Genomic DNA, 19,119 nt, shown 5'->3' on the forward strand with positions numbered 1-19,119 from the left:
CAGCGTCCTCGACGCGAAGAATGGGAATGACCTCTTCGTCCATGGAGTCATCGTCGCAGACCACCCAGGGCGAACGTTGCCTGATGCGGCACTAGTTGACGCAGGGTCAGGTTTGTCCATCAGTAGGCGGCAACAGGAGCACGCGGTCCTCCGGAGGCAGGCTCCACGGCCGGCCGTTGCGCACCGGCCCGCGTCCTCGCACCGTGATGCGGTGATCAGCTCGCTGGACTTTTGAGGGCTTAGCCCGGTGCTGACACCTCGCCGGGAGGCCGCCGAGCGGCGTCGGCTGACTGAGTGGGGGCTGCCGAACAAGCCGGTGAAACCGCTGCGCGTGTGGCACAACCTGAATCACGGCCCGGCCTTGCACGCGCTTCTCTGCGACCTGGTGTGGTCAACGACATGGCAGAAAGCCGACACTTTCGTCGCGCCGGTCCTGGGACTGCCCGAGGTGCCCTTCATTGCCTGGTCCTCACCGCGGGCCCAGCCCGGCGGCGGTGTGTTCTGGAAGACGCCGGAGATCGTCGCGTGGGCCAAGGGTCGGGCGTTCGCCTGGATCGACGACGAGATCACAGAGGCGGATCGCACCTGGGTGAAGGAACACCACGATGGTCCGGCCCTACTGCACCGGATCGACCCCCGATGCGGCCTTGCTGTCGACGACTTCGCCGCGCTGACGGCATGGGCGAGCGGTCGTAGTCGAAGCGGACGACGCGCAGGCCAGCTCTACAGGCCGAAGGCGCCGCCCTCGATGAGGATGAGCAGGCCGATGGCGATCAGGACCAGGGGCAGCAGAACGTGGCCCCATCGGGCGAGGGCCTGTGCGACGACGGGTCGGGTGGCGAAGAACCTGCCCGCGAAGCACCACACGGCCACCAACACAAGGAACACCGTTGCGTACACCGTCATGCCACCGATGCCGGCGGTGGCGAAGACGGGCACGTAGACGCCGATGTTGTCGCCGCCGTTGGCGAAGGTGACTGCGGCGACCTCCAGCGGGCTCGGCCCACCCGCCCTGGTCGGTTCTGCCTCCTCGTCCCCGTCCCCGTCCCCGTCTCGATGGTCCTTCCATGCCTGCCAGGCAGCCTTGAGGCCCAGGGCGAGCGGCAGCAGGCCGAGGCAGGGGATGGCGGACTCGGGCAGGAAGGTGGCGCCGAAGGCGGCGGCCACGGCCACGGCGAGGATCGCGGCGAAGCCCAGATACTGGCCCAGCACGATCCGGCGGGTGCAGCCGGGGTGGCCGGCGCCCTGGGCGAAGAACAGCGCCAGGATCAGGATGTCGTCGATGTTGGTGACGGCGAACAGTCCGGCTGCCTGCCCGATGATGCCCAGGTCCACGAGTGGGTACTCCCCTTCGACGCGGGTGTCCCAAAACGCTACCGAGAGCCCATACCTCAGCGTCGCGGTCGGCCTGCGCCTTATGAACGTACTGGGTCGGGGCGGCCGTGAGGTCGAGGATCTGGCTCGGCTCCTCCTCCGGCTCCGGCATGGCCGGCAGCTCGCCGGGGTTGGTGAGACGTGAGGCGGCTGGCCGGGCAGTCGCCTCCGCCGGTGGAGGACGTAGCCGCGATCACGGCATGGTGGCCAACCAGACGGTCACGGCCGCGGTGGCGGTGAGTGCGACATTGAGTGTGATCCTGCGGTCTTCTCCGGTCAGGTGAACGGCGATCGCACCGGTCTGCAGAAGTACGAAACCGATGGCTGCGGCCGATGCCAGCCAAGGAGCGGTACCGGTCAGCGGTGGTAGGACCAGACCGACCGCGCCGAGTATTTCGACCGCCCCCAGCGCCCTGAGGGCGGGCAGGGGAACACGGTCGACCCAAGCCATCATCGGTCGGAGTTGATCGCGGCTGCGGATCACCTTCAGCGTGCCTGCGTAGAAGTAGAAGAGCGCGAGCAGTCCCGCGACGATCCAGTAGGCGATGTTCATGGTTTCCGTTCACGCGGCCCCGGTTCGCGGGGTCCTGTCGATTGCGTCGAGTGCCAGGGAAGGACATGGAGACGGCCGGTCCGTCGTCCGAGGGTTCGGACGCGGAAGGCGGGAGCGTCACGGCTCCGGAGGCCGGAAGGAGGGCGGCCGGGCCGTTCCGTCCCGCCGACTTCAGCCGAGGTCGGTCGCGGGCTGTGTCGCGTAGCGGCTCATGGTGTCGATGTTGACCTGTGGCGTCAGCGGCTGCCCGGATGCGAGCACCTCATGGAGGTCTCGGAAGTACTGCACATACAGGTCGGGGGTGAATGTGCTGAGCATGACGGCGGGTTGGTCGGTCAGGTTGGCGAAGGTGTGCGGGGTGCCGGGCGGAACCATGACGAGCGTCCCCGCAGTGGCGTCGTAGTCCTCGTCCCCGACGGTGAATCGCACGGTGCCGGAGAGGACATAGAAGCCTTCGTCGTGTTGGCCATGGCGGTGCTGCGGCGGACCCTGCGTGTGCGGGGCGAGGACGGACTCGGCGATCGCCAGGCGGTGCCCGGTGTGGCTGCCGTCCTCCAGTACGCGCATGCGCGTGGTGCCCAGAACGAGCGTCTCGCCGTCGTGGGGACCCACCACCGATACGGCGGGGTCGGCCTGCGGCTCGCTGGTCTTCGCTTTTTCGGTCATGGTCACGAGTGCACCGCCGGGACCGCGCCGGTGTCCAAGACCCATTCAGCGGGGCCGATACCTCATGGGTATCGTTGCAGCGTGGAGCTACGGACCTTGCGCTACTTCGTGGCGGTCGCCGAGGAACTCCATTTCGGCCGGGCCGCCACCCGACTGCATATGAGTCAGCCGCCGCTGAGCCGGGCGATCAAACAGTTGGAAGCCGAGGTCGGGGCCCTGCTCTTCGCCCGCTCGCCCACCGGCGTCAGGCTCACTCCAGTGGGCGCGGTGCTGCTCGACGAGGCACGAGCCCTGCTCGACCACGCCGACCGCGTCGGGGTACGTGTGAGCGCGGCAGCCGGCGTCGCGACTATCACCGTCGGCATCCTGGGCGACGGCACCGACCCGGGAGTGGCCAGGCTGGCCGCGGCCTACCGCCGAAACCACCCCGGAGTCGACATCCGCATCCGCGACACCGATCTGACTGACCCGACGTGCGGATTGCGCGCTGGAGTGGTCGACGTCGCCCTCACCCGGGCGCCGTTCGACGAGACCGCCCTGACGGTGCGTACGCTGCGGACCGATCCGGTCGGTGTGGTCCTGCGCGCCGACGATCCGCTGGCCCGCCCCGATGAGCTGCGGCTGGCCGAGCTGCGCGACCGCCGGTGGTTCCAGTTCCCGCAGGGCACAGACCCCGTCTGGCAGTCGTACTGGAACGGTGGCAGGCCGCGGGAGGGCCCAGTGGTGCGCTCCGTCCAGGAATGCCTGCAGGCTGTGCTGTGGAACGGCACGGTCGGCCTGGCCCCGCTCGGACACGACCTGCCCGCGGAGTTCAGCGTGGTGCCGCTGGTCGACATGGCACCGAGCCGAGTGGTGGCGGTTCGTAACGAAGGAGACACCAACCCGTTGACCCGATCATTGATCAAGATCGCGACAGCCGTGTACCGCCAGTGAGGATCGGCAATGGCGCTGCCGCAGCTCGTGAACAATGCGAAACGCTGCAGCCCTCGAGGCCGCCTTCGGAGATGGTGAATACCTTGTGTCGCTGCTCGTGAATAGAGCCACAGGGCTGTGAGGACGGCGAGCCGGGTCCGGTGTGGCCTGGCAGGCTTGATGCCGCGGTGCAGGTAGTCCAGGCGGTGGGCTCGGCCAGGGCGGAGGCGACCGCGTCGACCGAGGCCCGCAGAGCGGCCGGATCGTGGTGCAGGTCAGGGCTGGAGGCGGGCTGGAAGCGTTCGGCGGTGCTCTCGGCCATCGGCATGACGACCACTCGGCACGCGGGCTGAAGTCGAGGACCGGCATCATCTGGCGGTTGGTGCCGAGCTGCTGCGCCACCTCGATCTCGCGCAGCATCCTCGCAGTCAGGTTCTCGCGCGGCGAGCGCGGCTTCTTGAAGGCGACGACGGTCCCGGCCGCCGAGCCCACCGTGCCGATCTCCCCGAGAGCGCGGGCGCCGAGACTCCTGGTCCCGACATCCTTGCTGCCGTCGCCCAGCGGACCGGTAGGGACAGGGTCGGGCCGGCCGAGCAGGTGCACGTCGATGTAGGGGACGTCGGCGTTCGCGGGCACGAGGTAGTCGGCGAGCGTGCCGGACTCCAGGCGCCCGGTGTCGAGGTCCACCGTGTTCTCTCGATACCGGTGCGCCCTGAGTGGGTGTGACCACGGTCCCGGTCCGCGCGCCCCGCGCCCGTCGCAGGCCAGGGCACTCGGGGACCTGGATGCACCGGGCCGGGCGCCATGCGGCTTAAGCAGATCTGGCCGGGAAGCTACCGCCACCAGCCACCCCGACGTCATCGCCGCCATCATCGGCCGGCGCACCATGGACCAGCGATCGTCAGGTCGACGGTGCGGGAGCGGATGTTCCTCGCGGGGGTTCCCTGTCTGGGAGACCTTCGCCCAGGGGGTCGCGGGATCCTGGTCGGAGGTGCTGCGCTACGCCAAGTTTTCGCCGCGTTCGAGTACGCACAGTCACTATACTCGCCACGTATACGTCGTGTGTATAGTGGCCGCGCATGACGGACGTTTACCTGCTGCCGATCCGCACGGCCGCTCTGCTGTTCCCGGGACTCGCGCTCCTGATATTCGTTCCGACAGCCGTCGCGATCTACCGGCGACACGGAGTCATGACCCGCTGGCGTGTGCTCTCGCTGTACGGGGGCGTGTACTACGCCCTCACCGCCCTGTGCCTGACGATAGTGCCGCTTCCTTCCCGGTCGGTGGACGTCTGCGTCAAGTACCCCTCTTTCGCCCAGCCGCAGTTCATGCCCGGCGTGGCCTTTGCGGACATCTGGAAGGAGGCACACCACCGCGTCACCCTCAACGCTCTGGTGCTCGACAACTCGGCCTTCTGGCAGACTGTTTTCAACCTCCTCCTGCTGCTCCCGCTCGGAGTCTTCGTGCGGATTCACTTCCGCAGGGGGCTGATCGCCGCCACCGTGGCAGGACTAGCCGGGTCGCTGCTCTTCGAACTCACCCAGTTCACGGGACTGTGGGGTGTGTACGCGTGCCCGTACCGCCTCTTCGCAGTGGACGACCTCATCGCCAACACAGCGGGAGCGACACTCGGGTGGGCGGCTGCCGGGCCCCTTGCCCGCGCTCTGCCGGCCTTGAGCACCCTCGACGACCGCGTGCTGGAACTGACCAGGATCCCGTTCGGACGCCGCCTGGTGGCCCTGCTGCTGGACATGACGGGTGCCGCCCTCCTCACCGGAGCGGTCGCCGCAATCGTCTACCTCGGCGCGGGGGCCGACGCTGTGCTGTGGGTCCCGCCCGTCGTCTGGGCCCTGTGGTTCGTGATGGTGCCGCGGTGGAGCGGCGCTACTCCCGGCAAGCACGTCCTGCTGCTGAAGCTCGTCACGAGGAGTGGCGGCAGGCCGGGGTACGGTGCGCTCGCACTGCGCACAGCGGCGCTCGGTCTGCCCTTCGGCGTCTTGTGCGTCATCGCCATGGCGACCCTGCCGAACGCCGCCGCCGACCCTTCCGTCCTCATTCAGATCACTGGTGGAGTCGGTTACCGGGACGTGGCCCACTCGATGGCGGCAGCCCCGGTCGAAGGGCTCGCCATGCTCCTGGCCCCGCTGCCCTGCCTGGCCCTCATCGTCCTGTACGCGGGGGCCGTCCGCAGGCACCCGGAGGGCCTCGGCCTCCACGAGACCCTCTCCGGAGTGCGCAATGAGGCTCTGCCGCACGCCAACGCCCGGCGAGGAGGGACGACTGGACAAGTCGGCCGGCGGCCGCACTCCGCGCCGACGAGCGTCACCGAGGAACGCGCATGAACGGCGGCAACGCCGCTACGGAGCCCGCTTTCCTCAGCCAGAACAGCCAGAACAACGAGCCGGCCGGCCGGCCGCGCACTGCTCCGCCTGCCACGTGCGGGCGCGCTCGCGATGCTCGGGGACCGATCCGCCACCAGCCGTGCTCTCGTCGCCGCCGAGCAGGACCTCGAACGGTCCCAGTGGACTTCATTTTCTGCGTAGGCGGTGGAGGCGATGCCCATGCGTTCCTCCGAGACGTCCGCCGCCGCCCGAGGGTTCCGCTCAAGGCTGCCGGGGTCTCGTCTCAGGGCTGTCGGCGGGCCTGTTCGGCGGCCTGGTCGGCGGCCGCCTGTTCCGTCCTGGCGTCGGCTGTGCTCAGGCGCCCTCCGCTGCTCTCCAGATGGGCGCGGACGAACCACTGGAACAGTTCCAGTCCGCGCAGTTGCTCGATGAGGATGTCCTGCGTGACGGGGTCGGATGACTCGGTCGCTTCCATCGCCTCACGGTGATCCTCGATGAGGCGGGTGTAGACCACGTCGAGAGCGCCCAGGTGCTCGATGGCCTCCGCCCTGCCGATGGAGTAGTCGTCCCAGGTGCGGTCGGCGACGAGTGCTCCTGGCGTGCCCTGCGGGACACCGCCGAGGGTGGAGATCCGTTCGGCCAGGTCGTCGGTCATGGACCGTACCTGCTCGACCTGCGGGTCGAGCATCTCGTGCACCGCGATGAAGTGCGGACCGACGACGTTCCAGTGGATGTGCTTGAGCGTCAGGTGCAGATCGTTCAGCGAGTGCAGCCGCCGCTGGAGCAGCTCGATGATCTCGGAACTGTCCTGGGCGGACATGCCCGGGACGGTGTAGTGGAGGGAGGGCTCAGAAGCCACGACCGTACCTTTCTCCTGCCGGCGGATGAACGTCCTTCCGATCAGGCAACCACCGCCCCGGCTCGCCTGCCCCTCCAGGACAGCCGTACGGATTCCGCCGTGCCCCGGCGCCGTGCAGCCCGGTGGACCGTCCGGCCAGCGCGGGGCACGGCGTTCCCTTCACTGCGGGCAGGTGGCCGAGACGAGGTAGTCGACGACGTCATCCGTGCTGCCGCGCCGCCGGTGGGCCGCGCGCTGGCGGTCGGCGCCGTTTCCCTCGGCCCTCAGGCGCCGCCACTGCTCACGTACGAGGTCGAGGTCGTCGTGCCGGCGGAGCGCCGGGGCGATGGTGTTCAGCAGTCGTTCGACCAGGGAGGCCTGGGGCATCAGGCGCCCGGTGACCGGATCGATGCCCTGGCCCGACAGCCCGTCTCGGGCCGCGCGCCAGCAGGCCGCGCGCAGGACTTCCGGTGACGGGCGCGGGGCCGGCTCGCCGGCCCGGACGGCGGCGAGGGCGGTGGCCGTCAGAGCCCTGACGACGGCGCCCAGCACGAGCGTGTCGTCGGGGGTCAACGCGGCGTCGGCGACCCGGACCTCGATGGTGGGCAGGTGGTGCGAGGGACGCACGTCCCAGTACAGGCCTCCCCGGTCGATGAGACCCTCCGCTTCGATGAGGGTGTGGACGAGGTCCTCGAAGTGGGCGGGGGACTCGAAGTAAGGGGGCGGGCCGGCCACGGGCCAGCGCCCCCAGGTGGTGGTACGCCAGCTGGCGTACCCGGTGTCCCTGCCGTCCCAGAAGGGGGAGTTGGCCGCCAGGGCCGTCAACGTCGGCAGCCAGGGCCGCAGATGATTGCTGACGTGGACGGCGTCACGGGGGTCGGGAACACCGACGTGCACGTGGCAGGCGCACACGATCTGTTCGTCGTCCAGGGCGCGGAAGTGGGCGGTGCTCCGTGCGTAGCGGGCGCCGGGAGTCATGGGTACGGGGTTCGCCTGGCCGTGCACGGGTGTGCCGGTGGAGGCGAGGCGTAGTCCGAGCCGGGCGGCGACGCGGGCGGCTGTCGTTCTGCTGCTACGGATCTGGTCGTCGGCCTCCTTCAGGCACCTGTGCGGGTGGGTGCGCAGTTCGACTTGGTAACGGGTCAGCTCGGTGCTCACCCGGTCGCCGAGGGCGTCCGTCGCCGCCTCGACCAACTCGGGTCCGTGAGGGCTCGGAGCCCTGCCGGCCGGGTCGATGAGGAGGAGTTCTTCCTCGATCCCGACGGTGAGCGGTTCCGGAACGGGGCCGGGTGCGGAGGGGCGGAGCGGCTCGGGGGCGTCCACCGGAGCCGTCTCGCTGCGAGGTTGACTGCTCATAGTGATGACACTGTCTCAGAAAGTGGCGGGAGAGCGGATGGGGTTGACGGACGTCGGGGGGCATCGTCGTCGGGGTCGGGGTGGGTCGTCCTCAGGTGTCGGCGCTGGCCGCCGGGCCGTCCACTTCGACGGGCCCGGGCACACAGACGCCGCGGCCCGTCATCGACGCGATCGCCGACGCGCCCGCACGCCCCGTTTCCAAGCGGGGGCAGTACTCCACGGGAGAAGGCAACGGCGGTGCGGACTTCTTCGTCTGGTCCCCGTACACGTTCCTTGGTCCCCTCAACGGCGTTCTGGCCGCTCAGCCCGCCCCGCTGGAGGGGTCGCGTGTGATGTCGCTCGTGCCGCATGCAGGGAAAACGGCGGTGTCGCTGCGGTCAGCTGTCCAGGGCCGCGCGGCGCAGCGCCCGCCGCTGACTGGGGGTGGTGGCACCCCAGACGCCGTCCGTCTCGCCGTGGCGGACGGCCCAGTCGCGGCAGTCGATCAGCACGGGGCAGCGTCTGCACACCGCGCGGGCCGGAGCCGCGGCCGCCGCGGTCTCCACCAGGGGGAAGAACAGCTCGGGATCCTCCCCCACGCACAACGCCTGCGCGTGCCAGCCGATGTCAACGTTCCAGGACGCGAGTGAGCGCGCCATACCGCACCTCCAGCAGCCGACCGGCACGTCGGTGTCGCCGCGGCAGCACACACCGCGGTCCCGGCAGAGGTGAGCGCCATGCTAGTGCCCGATACGACTGGATGACTATAGGCGGATTTTCCGTCTATACGGGTATTACGTGGTGACCTGTCCGGTGCGCGGGCACGTCCAGGCCGGACACCAGCTTCGCGGCCGCGCCGACGCCCGTAGCCACCACGACCGCCCGGGCCGAGAACTCTGTGCCGTCCGCCGTGATCACGCTCGCTTCCGCGATCCGGTCGATCAGCAAGCCGAGCCGGACGGTGCCCTCGGGGAGCGCGGCGACCAGAGCGCGCGGGAGGCACTGCATGCCGAAGGTCCGCAGGCACAGGGAGCCTCGCAGCATGCTGCGCCAGACCGGGTGGAACACCCGGCTTGCGGTCTCCAGTGCGTACTCCAGGAAGACGCCCGACACGAACGGCCGGAAGAAGCCCTCGATGAACGTCTCGGAGAATCCGGCCTCGGCGAGCGCGGAGCGCGTGGTGTGACCAGGCGCGTGCTTGAGCGCACGGGGCCGGACACGGTCCGTCGCGGGCACCGTGCACGGCCAGCGCAGCCACATCGCGTGCTCGGACGAACAGCCCGGACAGCAGCAAGGCCACCGTGTCGGGCCGGCGCCGGGGGTCGGTCGGCAGCACGCGCTGTTCACAAGTCGAATTCGATGTGCTCGATGTCGGTGAAGCGGATCTCCTCCAGGTCACCGGCGCGGCGGCCGCCGTCCTGGAAGTACATCTCCTTGAGGCCTTCGGCGGCGATCTGCTGCAGTTGCTGGTCGGCGGCGCCAGCCTGTTGGGCGTCGAAGAGGCGGGCTGCGTACTGCGGCGGCAGCGCGACGGTCAGGTGCCTGAGGCGGGCGTCGTCGGTCGTGCCGATCGGTGCGGTGTAGCCGATCCGGGCGCGCGTGTCGATGACGATGCCCCCGGTCGTCGCCGCTCTCTGCCGCGCCCTGGCCCTGACCTGCGGCTGCCACCGCCTGGTCACCTCGCGCTCCAGCCGGGCGGCGAGGTCCGGGCGCGGCTTCCTGATCTGGTTCTTCACATAGCGCTCGACAGTGCGCTGGGAGATGCGCAGCATCTGCGCGACCGCTCGGGTGCTCTTGAGCTGTTTGACCAGGTAGCGCATCTGGGCGGGCGCGGTTTTGGGTGCCGGGCGGGTGAAAGCCTTCTGCACCGCGGCTTCCAGGCCGTCACCGAACAGGCTCATCGTCGCTCTCCCCTACTCGCCGTTGTCGATGTCGGTGACGGTGCCGTCCTTGATGTAGCGGGCGAGGTTGAGCTCCGGCGCGTCGAAGCGTTCGCGGACCTCCTCGCCCCACAGGACGCTCTGGGTGCCTTCGTGCTTGACCAGGCCGGGGTTGACGCCGAGCTTGAAGCCGCCGGGCAGCGGCTTGCCGTCGCGGTAGGGCAGGAAGTCCAGCGGGCTGGTGCCGTCGGCCGCGTAGACGACGCAGTCGGAGAGGATCGCGATCGGGTACTGGCCGGTGAACGCCGCGTGCTTGACGATCTTGCGGTGCAGGTTGACGCGGGTGCGGGAGATGACCGCGGCGCGGATGTCCGGCCGCCAGGTGGGGCGAGACAGTGCCCGCCAGGGCCGGCCGGGGCGCCAGCCCTCACCGCGGGGGCGTTCGCGCAGTTTGCCCAGACCGCCCTTGACCGTGGCCTTGATCGCCGACACGACGATCGCCAGCTCCGGGTCCCGCTGTCGGTAGCCGTCCATCGCCGCCAGGAAGTCGGCCGGTGCCATGTCGGCGTGCACGCCGAGGTCGGCCATCGTGGCCAGGTAGGCGTCGCGCAGGCGCTGGTACCAGCCGTCCAGGTAGCGGCCGTGGTCGTGGCGGACGTAGGCCTCGATCGGGCGCACCTCGTAACCGAGCTCTTGGGCGTAGGCGACGGTGGGGGTCGCGTACCAGGCCGGGCCTTCGGGACGGTCGCCCTTCGGGGTGAAGGGGCTGGGCAGCAGGTCGCCGTCCAGGTCCGCCCACTTGTCCTTGCCGATCTTCACCTTCGACAGGTCGACGTGGGAGAGGTCGACCAGCCATGAGCCGGGCAGCTTCGCGTCGAAGACCGGCTGCTTGACGTGGGTCGGCTCGCCGAGGCCGACGATGAGGCCGTTGGCGCCGGCGGCGAAGGCCATGTTCACGTCGATGCCGACCAGGTGCCGCAGGGTGCACTCGTCGTCGGTCATGGGCCGTGCCCAGTCGTAGGCCTCCTCGAACAGCTTCTCCGCGGGGCCGCGGACCTGGAAGCGCGGCAGATCCGCGAGCAGCGGGTGGCCGTCCGGGGCCTCGCACGGGGCGCAGTCGACCGGGTCCTTGCCCAGGGAACCGGGGTTGTGCTCGGAGTGCCGGCGGCCAACGGCGTCGGGCTCGGAGGCGCGGGTCGGTGGGTGCAGGGCGGTCATCAGTTCCAGGCCGGTCACGGCGGTGGAGCCGCGCGGTGTCATCACTCGGGAGGCGTAGACGCCCAGCACCCGGGCGAGTTCCGCCGGCGGCAGTTGCGCGGCGTTGCCCCAGTGCCGGGCGTCGAGCGCGTGCCAGGACGGGATGCACAGCTGCACGCACGCCCGTTCTGAACCGCTGGCCGGGCGGTAGATTCGCGCCCACGGCCCCAGCCCGCGCTTGGTCAGCTTCCACTCCGCACGCGCCAACTGCTTGACGACCTTGTGGCCCTCCGGGAGCCGCCCGGCGAGCCGCTCCTCGTTCGTGAGGGCGACGGGCAGGCCGTAGCGCTTCAGCGCGGCTTCGGTGAGCACGAGCAGCGGGTCGGCGTCCTTGCCCGGGCCGGACAGCCTCGGCTGTCCCAGCTTTGCCTCCGACAGCGTCCACTCCACCAGCGCCGGGACGCTCTTCGCAGGCACGTCCAGGACCAGGCCGCCCGTGCAATACGCGAGGACCCGGCCGTCGGCGTCGACATCGATCACCGCGAGCGGACCGTTCTCGAAACGTCCGTCGGAAGTCCTCGCCGGGGCAGCGGCCGAGGCGGTTTTCCGCGGAGCAGAGCCGCGCGGCATCGCCACGCTACTGGCGGTGCGTGCAGGACGGGGCGCGGAGCGTTCGGCGGGCGCGGCGGGCGTGGAGTGTTCGGCGGGCGCGACGGACTCGAGGATGGGCTGAGTGTTTGCCTGTCCTGTGGAGGGTGCTGTGTTCGGGGCCGGTGTTGCCGGTTGCGGCTGTTCCGCCGGCTCGGGGTCGTTGCCGACCGGCGCCGTGGCGGGCGGGGCGGGGGCGGGGTAAAGCTCCGCGAGCCGGTTCAGCAGCCGTGCGTACGCCTCCCGCTCCGGTCCACGCGGCTCGACCGGCTTCCTCACCGACTCCCAGCCGGACACCGTCGCGCGACGCACCTGCAACGCGGCGGCCACCTCGTCCAGCGTCAGGCCGTGAGCCTGCCGCAGTCGCTTGCGCTCCTGCACCGGCGGCAGCGCAGCGCGGGACGCGACCAAGGCGTCGACCGCATCGAACAAATCGGACATGCCACACCTCCGCCGCTCACCCTACCGTACGGATTGCGTACAGCTTCCGTACGCGGCCTGGTCCGGGTGAGGTGCCTGGTCTGGAGCCCAAGGCGCTCGGGAAGTCTCTCGATGGCCGGAAAGTGCCATCGCCCACCGCCGGGCCATCTCATCGCGGATACGGTGTGGACGCGTCCGCGGGTACAAGGGCTAGCCGGGGAGGTCACCACCGTGCTTGAGACAGAACGCGACGGTGTCCGGATCACCCTGACCCGGCGGGATGGCACGGGCAGGCCCCTGCTCATCGTGCCGGGGGTCATGGCCGACGCCGCCGCCTGGCAGCCCGTCGTGGACGCGCTGGAGCCGGCCGGACCGGTCTACGTGCTGAACCGGCGCGGACGCCGGCCCAGCGGAGAGCTCGGCGCGGACTACTCGGTGTGCACCGAGATCGACGACCTGGACCGTGTGCTGGACGAGATCGTCGCCGCCGAGGACGGGGAGCAGGGGCTGGATCTGTTCGGCTGGAGCTTCGGTGGGCTCATCGCGCTGGAGACGGCGGCGCGGCGCCCCGCAGCCGTGCACTCCCTCGTCCTCTACGAACCCGTCGCACGGCCCTTCGGCCACCACGTGCTCGGCGCCCTGCAGGAGGCCGACGAGGCCGGCGATCTGGACCGCGCCGTGGAGATCGTGAACCGCGAGGTGTCCGGGTTCTCCCAGGAGTACGTGGCACGTCTGCGCCGGAGCCCCGCCTGGGAGGCGCTCCGGCGCCTGGCCGCCCCGCTGGCCGGGGAGCTGACGGCCCTGAACCGCCACCGTGCCGACCTGCGGGAGCTGGGCAAGCTCGATCGGCCCGTCACCCTGCTGCTCGGCGCCGAGAACGAGGGCGTCCCGCCCTACGGTGACGCGTTCGCCGCGTTCGCGTCGGCCCTGCCCCGGCCCGCGTGGTCACCATGCCCGGCCTGGGCCACCTCGCGCACGCGCAGGACCCCGGGAGCCTGGCCCGGCATATCGAGCAGGCCCTGCAAGGGACTGACAGGCTGACGAGCCCTTGACAGATGGGTTTTCGACCAGCGAAGCGGCTCCACCAGACGCTTTGCGTGCTTGCTGACCCGTCGGGCGTCCACGTGACCGGCTCCGCCCTGCGCTTCCTGTCCGCATCCGAACGATCCGGTCCGCGTCCTGGTCGGCCCGAACTCCGGCACGGACGCGAACGGCGGCGGTGAGCAAGGTGGGCCGTGCGGACGTGCGCTACCTCGTCCGGGCGGTCAGCCGCTCCAGTGCGGGGATGATCGTACGGAGGTCGTCGCCGTCCGCGGCCGTGGTCGCCAAGGCGCGGACGTCGTCCGGAGCGTTGAAGGCGATGCCGATGCCCACCACGTCGAAGAGCGGGCCTTCGGCGGGGCACGCCCCGACGGCGGCGCAGTCGGTGAGAGGCACACCGAGTTCGCCGGCCCGTCGGACCGCGAAATCGCGTTGTGTCATGACCCGCACCGGGGCGGAGGCGCGGCCGGTGAAGTGGCCTGACCTGACCTCCAGGGGCCGGCCCGAGTAGGAGTGGAAGCCGAACCGGTCGGCCAGGTGAGCGGCGATCGGCGTCCAGGTGAGGGACAGGGCGACCGGGACCAGTCCGCTGCGCCAGCACCAGTCGGTGGTCTCCTGGACGCCGGGGAGCGGCGCGAGATCCTCCAGTTCGGCGCGCAGCGCGTCCTCGGACACTCCGGCCCAGCGGGCGGCGTCGGGGCGCGCGTCGGCCGGCTCGGCCGGGGTCGTGGGCGCGCGCAGGCCGAGACGCTCCTCGACGACATGGGTCAGGGTTCGTCCCGGCATCAGGACGCAGTCCAGGGAGAAGAAGACGGCGCCGACGTGATCGACCATGAACACGATTCAATCATGCCATCGTGGGCGCGCCCCCTGCGGAAATGTGCACGATGGCTCCGCAAAGCGTGCACGGACGGGCAGGCGGTTCAGGGGCGTTCACGCGTGTGTTCCGCGGGGTGCAGGCGTCGTGACCACTCGGTGGTGCGCAGAGCCTCGGCCGCCTCGCGGGGGATGCTGAGGTGCACGTCGCGGCTGTGGTCGTCGTCCGGTGTGGGGGTGATGAGGACGGTCCACGGGATGGGGATCGCGGGGTACTCGAACCAGAACGGCCGGCCGGCGCCGAAGTCGATCGCGTACACCGGCAGCCGGCTGACGTTGTTGAGGGCGACGGTGCCTTCGAAGGCGTCCAGGGCCATGCGGCTGAGTACCCGGTTCGTCCGGCCCGCGCGCCGCTGCGCCTCCAGGAACGCGGTCTCCTCGCTGATCCGGCGCTCGGTGACACGGTCGAGGGCCTCACGGACCGCTGACGCGGTGTGCGCCAGGGGTTCCTCGCGCAGCGCACGGGCCGGCAGTGCGGCGGTGGTGTTGGAGACCGCGTTGCCCCAGTACCCGTGCGGCAGCCGGTCCGCCAGCGCGGTGCGCAGACCGACCACGATGCCCAGTCGCTCCGTCGCCTCCGGGTCCCGGTCGCGCAGCCGGCCCAGGACCCGCCACACATGGGCGCTGAGGGCGTCACCGCTGGACGCCCGGGTGCCGTCGCCTCCGGTGCGTGCGGTGTCCCGCAGCGCCAGGACCTCCGCCGCGGAGAATCGGGTGGTGAGGGTCTGGATGCGGCGGGCGCGCGCGTTGACCCGCCAGAGGAAGGCGAACTTGCCCCGTCCGGTGACCACCGTGTACTGCGGGTCGTCCGGAGCGGGTGGTGTGCCGGCGGCGAGGCCGTCCAGGAGGGCGCGGTCGTGGCACGGCGCCGGATGGTCCAGCCCTCGGTGCGTGCGCGACCAGTGCAGGAGGAAGTCGAGGTATGCGCCGCCGTCGACCAGGCTGTGGTTGATCGTGACGCCGAGGACGGAGCCGCCACGCAGGTGCGTCACCTTGACCGTCAGCAGCGGGGTGTCGTGACCGACGACCCGGAAGGGGTTGACGGAGTGGACGTAGTGACGCAGATCGGTCCTGGCCGACCGGCCGGGGCCGTAGTCGGGCATGGGCCGGTCGCGGTGGTCTTCGGCGAACACGGCACCGGCGTCGTTGCAGACGACGCTCAGGCCGCCGTCCGTGTCCCGTTCGAGGCGCCCGGTGAGCAGGGGGTAGTGCACGAGGGTCCGGCGCAGCGACTCCCGCAGGGCGGCGGCGTCCAGGCGCTGCCGGTAGTAGAAGGTACGGGCCGTGGCGAAGGTGCCGGTCATCAGGTCGTAGACGCTCAGCCGGACGCGTTCGCCACTGGCCGCTCCGGAGCGCAGGAGCACGGTACGGTCGGCGTCACCTTCCGCGGGGCCGCGTTTCATGATCGTCTCCAGATGGTCGGTCGGAGGGCGGTGGCCGGACGCTCCAGCCTCACCGGTACAGGGCGAGGAAATCCCTAGACCCGGCGAGCGGCGTGCCTTTTGGTGGATCCCTAGAGTTGTCCAGCAGCGCTGGCCCACGGGTGCGCCCGCGTGCTGGTCTGGGATCCCCCGATCGATCGATACGGGCGTGGGGACCCGCTTCGACTGCGAGCCGGCCGTACGTCTCGTCCCCACCGGCACACACAGGAGGCCATCAGCCGATGGGGTACGACAAGACCGAAATCCTCGATCTGGTTCGCGAATACCACCGCTCCAGCGTCTCGTCGGGGTTCGTGCCGGGGGTCACCCCCGTGCAGGCCTCCGGCGCCGTGCTCACCGAGGACGACCGCGTGGCCCTGGTCGAGGCGGCCCTCGACCTGCGGATCGCCGCAGGTGTCAGCACACGTCGGCTGGAACGGTCACTGGCGAAGTACTTCGGCCTGCGCAAGGCGCATCTGACCAACTCGGGTTCCTCGGCGAACCTGCTGGCGCTCAGCTCGCTGACGTCGCCCCAGCTGGGCGAGGACCGCCTGCGGCCCGGCGACGAGGTGATCACGGTGGCCGCCGGCTTTCCCACGACGGTCAACCCGATCCTGCAGAACGGCCTGGTGCCGGTGTTCGTCGACGTGGAACTGGGCACGTACAACGCCTCGTTCGAGCGGGTGGAGCAGGCGATCGGCCCGCGCACCCGGGCGATCATGATGGCGCACGCGCTGGGCAACCCGTTCCCGGTGCGGGAGATCGCCCAACTGGCCCAGGACAGGGGTCTGTTCCTCATCGAGGACAACTGCGACGCCCTGGGCAGCACGTACGGCGGGCAGCTGACCGGCACCTTCGGCGACCTGGCGACGGAGAGCTTCTACCCCGCGCACCACATCACGATGGGCGAGGGCGGCTGTGTGCTGACCGACAACCTGGTGCTGGCCCGGATCGTGGAGTCGATGCGCGACTGGGGGCGGGACTGCTGGTGCGAGCCGGGCGAGGACAACCGGTGCTTCAAGCGTTTCGAGCATCAGATGGGGTCGCTCCCCCCGGGCTACGACCACAAGTACATCTTCTCCCACGTGGGCTACAACCTGAAGTCGACCGACGTGGCAGCGGCACTCGGACTCCAGCAGCTCGGTCGTATCGAGGAGTTCGGTGCCGCGCGCAGGCGGAACTGGGCCCGGCTGCGGGAAGGGCTGGACGGGCTGCCGCACCTGCTGCTGCCCGAAGCCACCGAGGGCAGCGACCCCAGCTGGTTCGGGTTCGCCATCACCGTGCGCCCCGACGCGCCCTTCGCGCCGGGTGCGCTCATCGATCACCTGGAGTCCAGCAAGGTCGCCACCCGGCGCTTCTTCGCGGGCAACCTCACCCGCCACCCCGCGTACGAGGGGCGGGAGTTCCGGGTCAGCGGGCCGCTCACGAACAGTGACATCACCACCGAGTGCACGTTCTGGATCGGCGTCTACCCGGGTCTGACCGACGAGATGATCGACCACAGCATCAACACGGTGAGCGAGTACGTGACGCTGCCGCACTGACGCCACACCCCTCCCCTTGTCCGCCCGTGGGTCCCCGGCACCGGTGCCGGGGACCCACGGGCGGGCGCGCGCGGGAAGCGCGGGGGTGTTCAGCCGGCGGCCCGGACCGCGTGGCGGTCGGCGGCGGCCCAGGTCTCCAGCAGGTCGGCGGCCCGGGCGGCGCCACCGGCCGTACGGACCGCCTCCCGCATGCGGGCGAGCGCGGCGGGCGTCTCGGGGTCGGCGAGCAGGCCGGCCACCGCGGCGGCGAGAGCGGGTGCGGTCAGTCCGGACCGGGTCAGCGAGCGGCCGACGCCGCACCGCTCCAACTGCTCAGCGCTCAACACCAGTTCGTGGGCACGGGGCAGTGCCACCACGGGCGTCCCGTAGTACAGGGCCTCCATGAGGCTGCCCATGCCGGCGTGGCAGACGAAGACGTCGGCGTGCGGCAGGACCAGCGGGTGCGGCAGCCAGGGGTGCGCCTCGACGTGCGCGGGCAGCGGCCCCAGCGCCCGCGGATCGCTGCCGCGCCCGAGGGTCATCACCACGTGCCAGTCGGCCGGGTCGAACGCCTCCGCGCACAGCCGGAAGAAGTCGCCCCGGTCCCCCGCCTCGGTCCCCAGGGACACTAGCGCCACGCGCCGGCCGTCGGCGGGCGGCGACCACCGGCCGGAGCCGGGGGCGGGCTCGGCGAAGGTGGGGCCGACGAAGGCGAACCGGTCGTCGAAGCTGTCGCCCTCGATCTGGAAGGCCCGGGGCAGGAACACCAGGTTGCGCCGGTCCCACTCGGCGCCGTAGCGGGTCATCTCGTCGAGGCCGATGCCGTGCTCAGCCATGAAGTCGACCATCACCTTGGCGCCCCGGGCCATCACCGGGTGGTCGGCGCCCCACATCTGGGCGCGCATCGAGAACGACTCGTTGGCCGCGTGGCTCGGGCACAGCTGCACCGGCACCGCGTCCAGCACCCGGGCGGCGACCCGGCCGGCGGCGACCGTCTCGAAGTCGTACAGGACGACGTCGGGCGGGTCGGCGGTGAACGCCTCCATGGCCGTGGGGAAGACGGTGCGCACGGTGTCGACGAGCAGGGCGTAGCCGTCCTCGGCGAGCCGGTCCGGGGTGGGGTCGGCCGCACGGTAGAAGTCGCCGCGGGCGGAGGTGTAGGTGACGGCCTGCGCGCCGATCTCCTCGACGGTGGCGGCGAACTTCTCGTCGACGACGTAGGAGACGCGGTGTCCGCGGTTCAGCAGCTCGCGGCTCACGCCCAGCGTGGGGGCGATGTGACCGAAGTCCGCGAAGAGCAGCAGGGCGTAGTGCAGGCGGGGTGCGGGGGTGCCGGGCGGCATCGGCTCTCCTAGGGGTCGGGCGGACGGCGGGGCCGCGGCCGGCCGTGATCAGCGGGCGGCCTCGCGGAGCGCCGCGTAGTGCGCCAGGCACTCCTCGTACCCCGCCAGGATCCCGGCCCGGCGGGCCTCGGCGACGGAGATGGCCGAGGAGTCCTTGGCCGACATCAGCGGCGCCTCCGACAGGCCCCAGGGCAGGTCGAGTTCGGGGTCGAAGGGGTCGATGTCCACCTGGGTGCCGGGCACGAACTCGGTGGAGCACAGATACGACACGCAGGTGTCGTCGGTGAGCGCGAGGAAGCCGTGGACCAGGCCCTCGGCGACGAACAGGGTCTCGCCGGTCTCGGCGGACAGCTCGTTCACCTCGTAGACGCCCCAGGTCGGCGAGCCGACGCGCAGGTCGACGACGATGTCGAGGACCACGCCCCGCACCACGCACACGACCTTGGCCTGTCCCGGTGGGAGCAGTGTCCCGTGCAGCCCGCGCAGGGTGTGGCGGCGCGAGACCGAGTAGTTCACCTGCGCGACGGGCACGGGGCGGCCGATCTCCTCGGCCAGCCGGTCGTGCCGGAACGACTCGTAGAAGCTGCCGCGCGCGTCACGCAGGTGACGCGGGGTGATGTGGTACGCGTCCGGCACGGCCATCTCTCGAACCTTCATGGTGACAGCACCGTAGGCAACCCCGGTCGAGGACCGATCCAGGACCGGCCGCGAACGGATCGGGTCGACGGAGCCTCGAGGGATCCTGGACCG

17 protein-coding genes are annotated in these 19,119 nt (G+C 70.8%); 4 read left to right on the plus strand and 13 right to left on the minus strand.

Translation table 11 applies throughout. The annotated features are described in order from the left end of the window. Positions 1 to 723: 723 nt before the first annotated feature. The 3 genes from ACIGAN_RS03470 to ACIGAN_RS03480 all read right to left on the minus strand — a co-directional run bounded on the left by ACIGAN_RS03470 (position 724) and on the right by ACIGAN_RS03480 (position 2,593). Positions 724 to 1,335 carry a cadmium resistance transporter gene (locus ACIGAN_RS03470; protein ID WP_399854635.1) on the minus strand — a complete coding sequence of 204 codons (612 nt, stop codon included), beginning with the start codon at positions 1,333 to 1,335 and terminating at the stop codon, positions 724 to 726. A 232-nt stretch (positions 1,336 to 1,567) separates the two neighbouring features. After that, a complete protein-coding gene (locus ACIGAN_RS03475; RefSeq protein ID WP_365744111.1) occupies positions 1,568 to 1,927 on the minus strand; it encodes a DoxX family protein in 360 nt (119 codons plus the stop codon). Positions 1,928 to 2,098: 171 nt separating this feature from the next. Beyond that, positions 2,099 to 2,593 carry a cupin domain-containing protein gene (locus ACIGAN_RS03480; RefSeq protein ID WP_399855313.1) on the minus strand — a complete coding sequence of 165 codons (495 nt, stop codon included), beginning with the start codon at positions 2,591 to 2,593 and terminating at the stop codon, positions 2,099 to 2,101. Positions 2,594 to 2,674: 81 nt separating this feature from the next. Between ACIGAN_RS03480 and ACIGAN_RS03485 the strand changes: the two genes are divergently transcribed. Beyond that, entirely contained in the window at positions 2,675 to 3,526 is an 852-nt protein-coding gene (locus tag ACIGAN_RS03485; protein ID WP_399854636.1) for a LysR substrate-binding domain-containing protein, read from the plus strand. 1,058 nt (positions 3,527 to 4,584) lie between these two features. Beyond that, positions 4,585 to 5,847: a VanZ family protein gene (locus ACIGAN_RS03490; RefSeq protein WP_399854637.1), complete on the plus strand. Its 1,263-nt coding sequence runs from the start codon at positions 4,585 to 4,587 to the stop codon at positions 5,845 to 5,847. A gap of 283 nt (positions 5,848 to 6,130) precedes the next feature. Here the strand turns inward: ACIGAN_RS03490 and ACIGAN_RS03495 are convergent, their stop codons facing one another. The 6 genes from ACIGAN_RS03495 to tap all read right to left on the minus strand — a co-directional run bounded on the left by ACIGAN_RS03495 (position 6,131) and on the right by tap (position 12,186). Continuing rightward, positions 6,131 to 6,667 carry a Dps family protein gene (locus ACIGAN_RS03495; protein ID WP_399855315.1) on the minus strand — a complete coding sequence of 179 codons (537 nt, stop codon included), beginning with the start codon at positions 6,665 to 6,667 and terminating at the stop codon, positions 6,131 to 6,133. Between the two features lie 198 nt (positions 6,668 to 6,865). Further along, positions 6,866 to 8,041, minus strand: a complete 1,176-nt coding sequence (locus ACIGAN_RS03500; RefSeq protein ID WP_399854638.1) for a glutamate--cysteine ligase — start codon at positions 8,039 to 8,041, stop codon at positions 6,866 to 6,868. A 377-nt stretch (positions 8,042 to 8,418) separates the two neighbouring features. Beyond that, on the minus strand, positions 8,419 to 8,679 hold the full coding sequence (locus ACIGAN_RS03505; RefSeq protein WP_399854639.1) for a WhiB family transcriptional regulator: 261 nt from the start codon (positions 8,677 to 8,679) through the stop codon (positions 8,419 to 8,421). Between the two features lie 124 nt (positions 8,680 to 8,803). Continuing rightward, entirely contained in the window at positions 8,804 to 9,256 is a 453-nt protein-coding gene (locus ACIGAN_RS03510; RefSeq protein WP_399854640.1) for an FAD-dependent oxidoreductase, read from the minus strand. Between the two features lie 107 nt (positions 9,257 to 9,363). Beyond that, positions 9,364 to 9,921, minus strand: coding sequence for a telomere-protecting terminal protein Tpg (gene tpg / locus ACIGAN_RS03515; RefSeq protein ID WP_365098011.1), 558 nt, complete (start codon positions 9,919 to 9,921; stop codon positions 9,364 to 9,366). 12 nt (positions 9,922 to 9,933) lie between these two features. Then, positions 9,934 to 12,186, minus strand: a complete 2,253-nt coding sequence (gene tap, locus ACIGAN_RS03520) for a telomere-associated protein Tap (protein WP_399854641.1) — start codon at positions 12,184 to 12,186, stop codon at positions 9,934 to 9,936. A gap of 210 nt (positions 12,187 to 12,396) precedes the next feature. Between tap and ACIGAN_RS03525 the strand changes: the two genes are divergently transcribed. After that, entirely contained in the window at positions 12,397 to 13,206 is an 810-nt protein-coding gene (locus tag ACIGAN_RS03525; RefSeq protein WP_399854642.1) for an alpha/beta fold hydrolase, read from the plus strand. 207 nt (positions 13,207 to 13,413) lie between these two features. Here the strand turns inward: ACIGAN_RS03525 and ACIGAN_RS03530 are convergent, their stop codons facing one another. Further along, a complete protein-coding gene (locus ACIGAN_RS03530; RefSeq protein ID WP_399854643.1) occupies positions 13,414 to 14,040 on the minus strand; it encodes a haloacid dehalogenase in 627 nt (208 codons plus the stop codon). Between the two features lie 89 nt (positions 14,041 to 14,129). Further along, the gene (locus tag ACIGAN_RS03535) at positions 14,130 to 15,485 is read right to left on the minus strand and encodes an acyltransferase (protein ID WP_399854644.1); all 1,356 of its coding nucleotides are present in this window, start codon (positions 15,483 to 15,485) and stop codon (positions 14,130 to 14,132) included. A 260-nt stretch (positions 15,486 to 15,745) separates the two neighbouring features. Here ACIGAN_RS03535 and rfbH point away from each other — a divergent pair, with 260 nt between their 5' ends. Continuing rightward, complete coding sequence (gene rfbH, locus ACIGAN_RS03540) at positions 15,746 to 17,047, plus strand: lipopolysaccharide biosynthesis protein RfbH (protein WP_365098002.1); 1,302 nt, start codon at positions 15,746 to 15,748, stop codon at positions 17,045 to 17,047. Positions 17,048 to 17,136: 89 nt separating this feature from the next. Here rfbH and ACIGAN_RS03545 read toward each other — a convergent pair whose 3' ends face one another. Together ACIGAN_RS03545 and ACIGAN_RS03550 are read right to left on the minus strand one after the other, a co-directional pair. Then, positions 17,137 to 18,369, minus strand: coding sequence for a macrolide family glycosyltransferase (locus tag ACIGAN_RS03545; protein ID WP_399854645.1), 1,233 nt, complete (start codon positions 18,367 to 18,369; stop codon positions 17,137 to 17,139). A 48-nt stretch (positions 18,370 to 18,417) separates the two neighbouring features. Further along, on the minus strand, positions 18,418 to 19,026 hold the full coding sequence (locus ACIGAN_RS03550; RefSeq protein ID WP_365099075.1) for a dTDP-4-dehydrorhamnose 3,5-epimerase family protein: 609 nt from the start codon (positions 19,024 to 19,026) through the stop codon (positions 18,418 to 18,420). Positions 19,027 to 19,119 lie beyond the last annotated feature (93 nt).

It is taken from the genome of Streptomyces sp. NPDC085931, from assembly GCF_044540565.1.
Classification (GTDB): domain Bacteria; phylum Actinomycetota; class Actinomycetes; order Streptomycetales; family Streptomycetaceae; genus Streptomyces.

Coding starts and splice junctions, on each gene's coding strand:
- ACIGAN_RS03480 (WP_399855313.1), bottom strand. CDS start 2,593: ATGACCGAAAAAGCGAAGACCAGCGAGCCGCAGGCCGACCCCGCCGTA.
- ACIGAN_RS03545 (WP_399854645.1), bottom strand. CDS start 18,369: ATGCCGCCCGGCACCCCCGCACCCCGCCTGCACTACGCCCTGCTGCTC.
- tap (WP_399854641.1), bottom strand. CDS start 12,186: ATGTCCGATTTGTTCGATGCGGTCGACGCCTTGGTCGCGTCCCGCGCT.
- ACIGAN_RS03475 (WP_365744111.1), bottom strand. CDS start 1,927: ATGAACATCGCCTACTGGATCGTCGCGGGACTGCTCGCGCTCTTCTAC.
- ACIGAN_RS03490 (WP_399854637.1), top strand. CDS start 4,585: ATGACGGACGTTTACCTGCTGCCGATCCGCACGGCCGCTCTGCTGTTC.
- tpg (WP_365098011.1), bottom strand. CDS start 9,921: ATGAGCCTGTTCGGTGACGGCCTGGAAGCCGCGGTGCAGAAGGCTTTC.
- ACIGAN_RS03550 (WP_365099075.1), bottom strand. CDS start 19,026: ATGAAGGTTCGAGAGATGGCCGTGCCGGACGCGTACCACATCACCCCG.
- ACIGAN_RS03500 (WP_399854638.1), bottom strand. CDS start 8,041: ATGAGCAGTCAACCTCGCAGCGAGACGGCTCCGGTGGACGCCCCCGAG.
- ACIGAN_RS03535 (WP_399854644.1), bottom strand. CDS start 15,485: ATGAAACGCGGCCCCGCGGAAGGTGACGCCGACCGTACCGTGCTCCTG.
- ACIGAN_RS03530 (WP_399854643.1), bottom strand. CDS start 14,040: ATGGTCGATCACGTCGGCGCCGTCTTCTTCTCCCTGGACTGCGTCCTG.
- rfbH (WP_365098002.1), top strand. CDS start 15,746: ATGGGGTACGACAAGACCGAAATCCTCGATCTGGTTCGCGAATACCAC.
- ACIGAN_RS03495 (WP_399855315.1), bottom strand. CDS start 6,667: ATGTCCGCCCAGGACAGTTCCGAGATCATCGAGCTGCTCCAGCGGCGG.
- ACIGAN_RS03505 (WP_399854639.1), bottom strand. CDS start 8,679: ATGGCGCGCTCACTCGCGTCCTGGAACGTTGACATCGGCTGGCACGCG.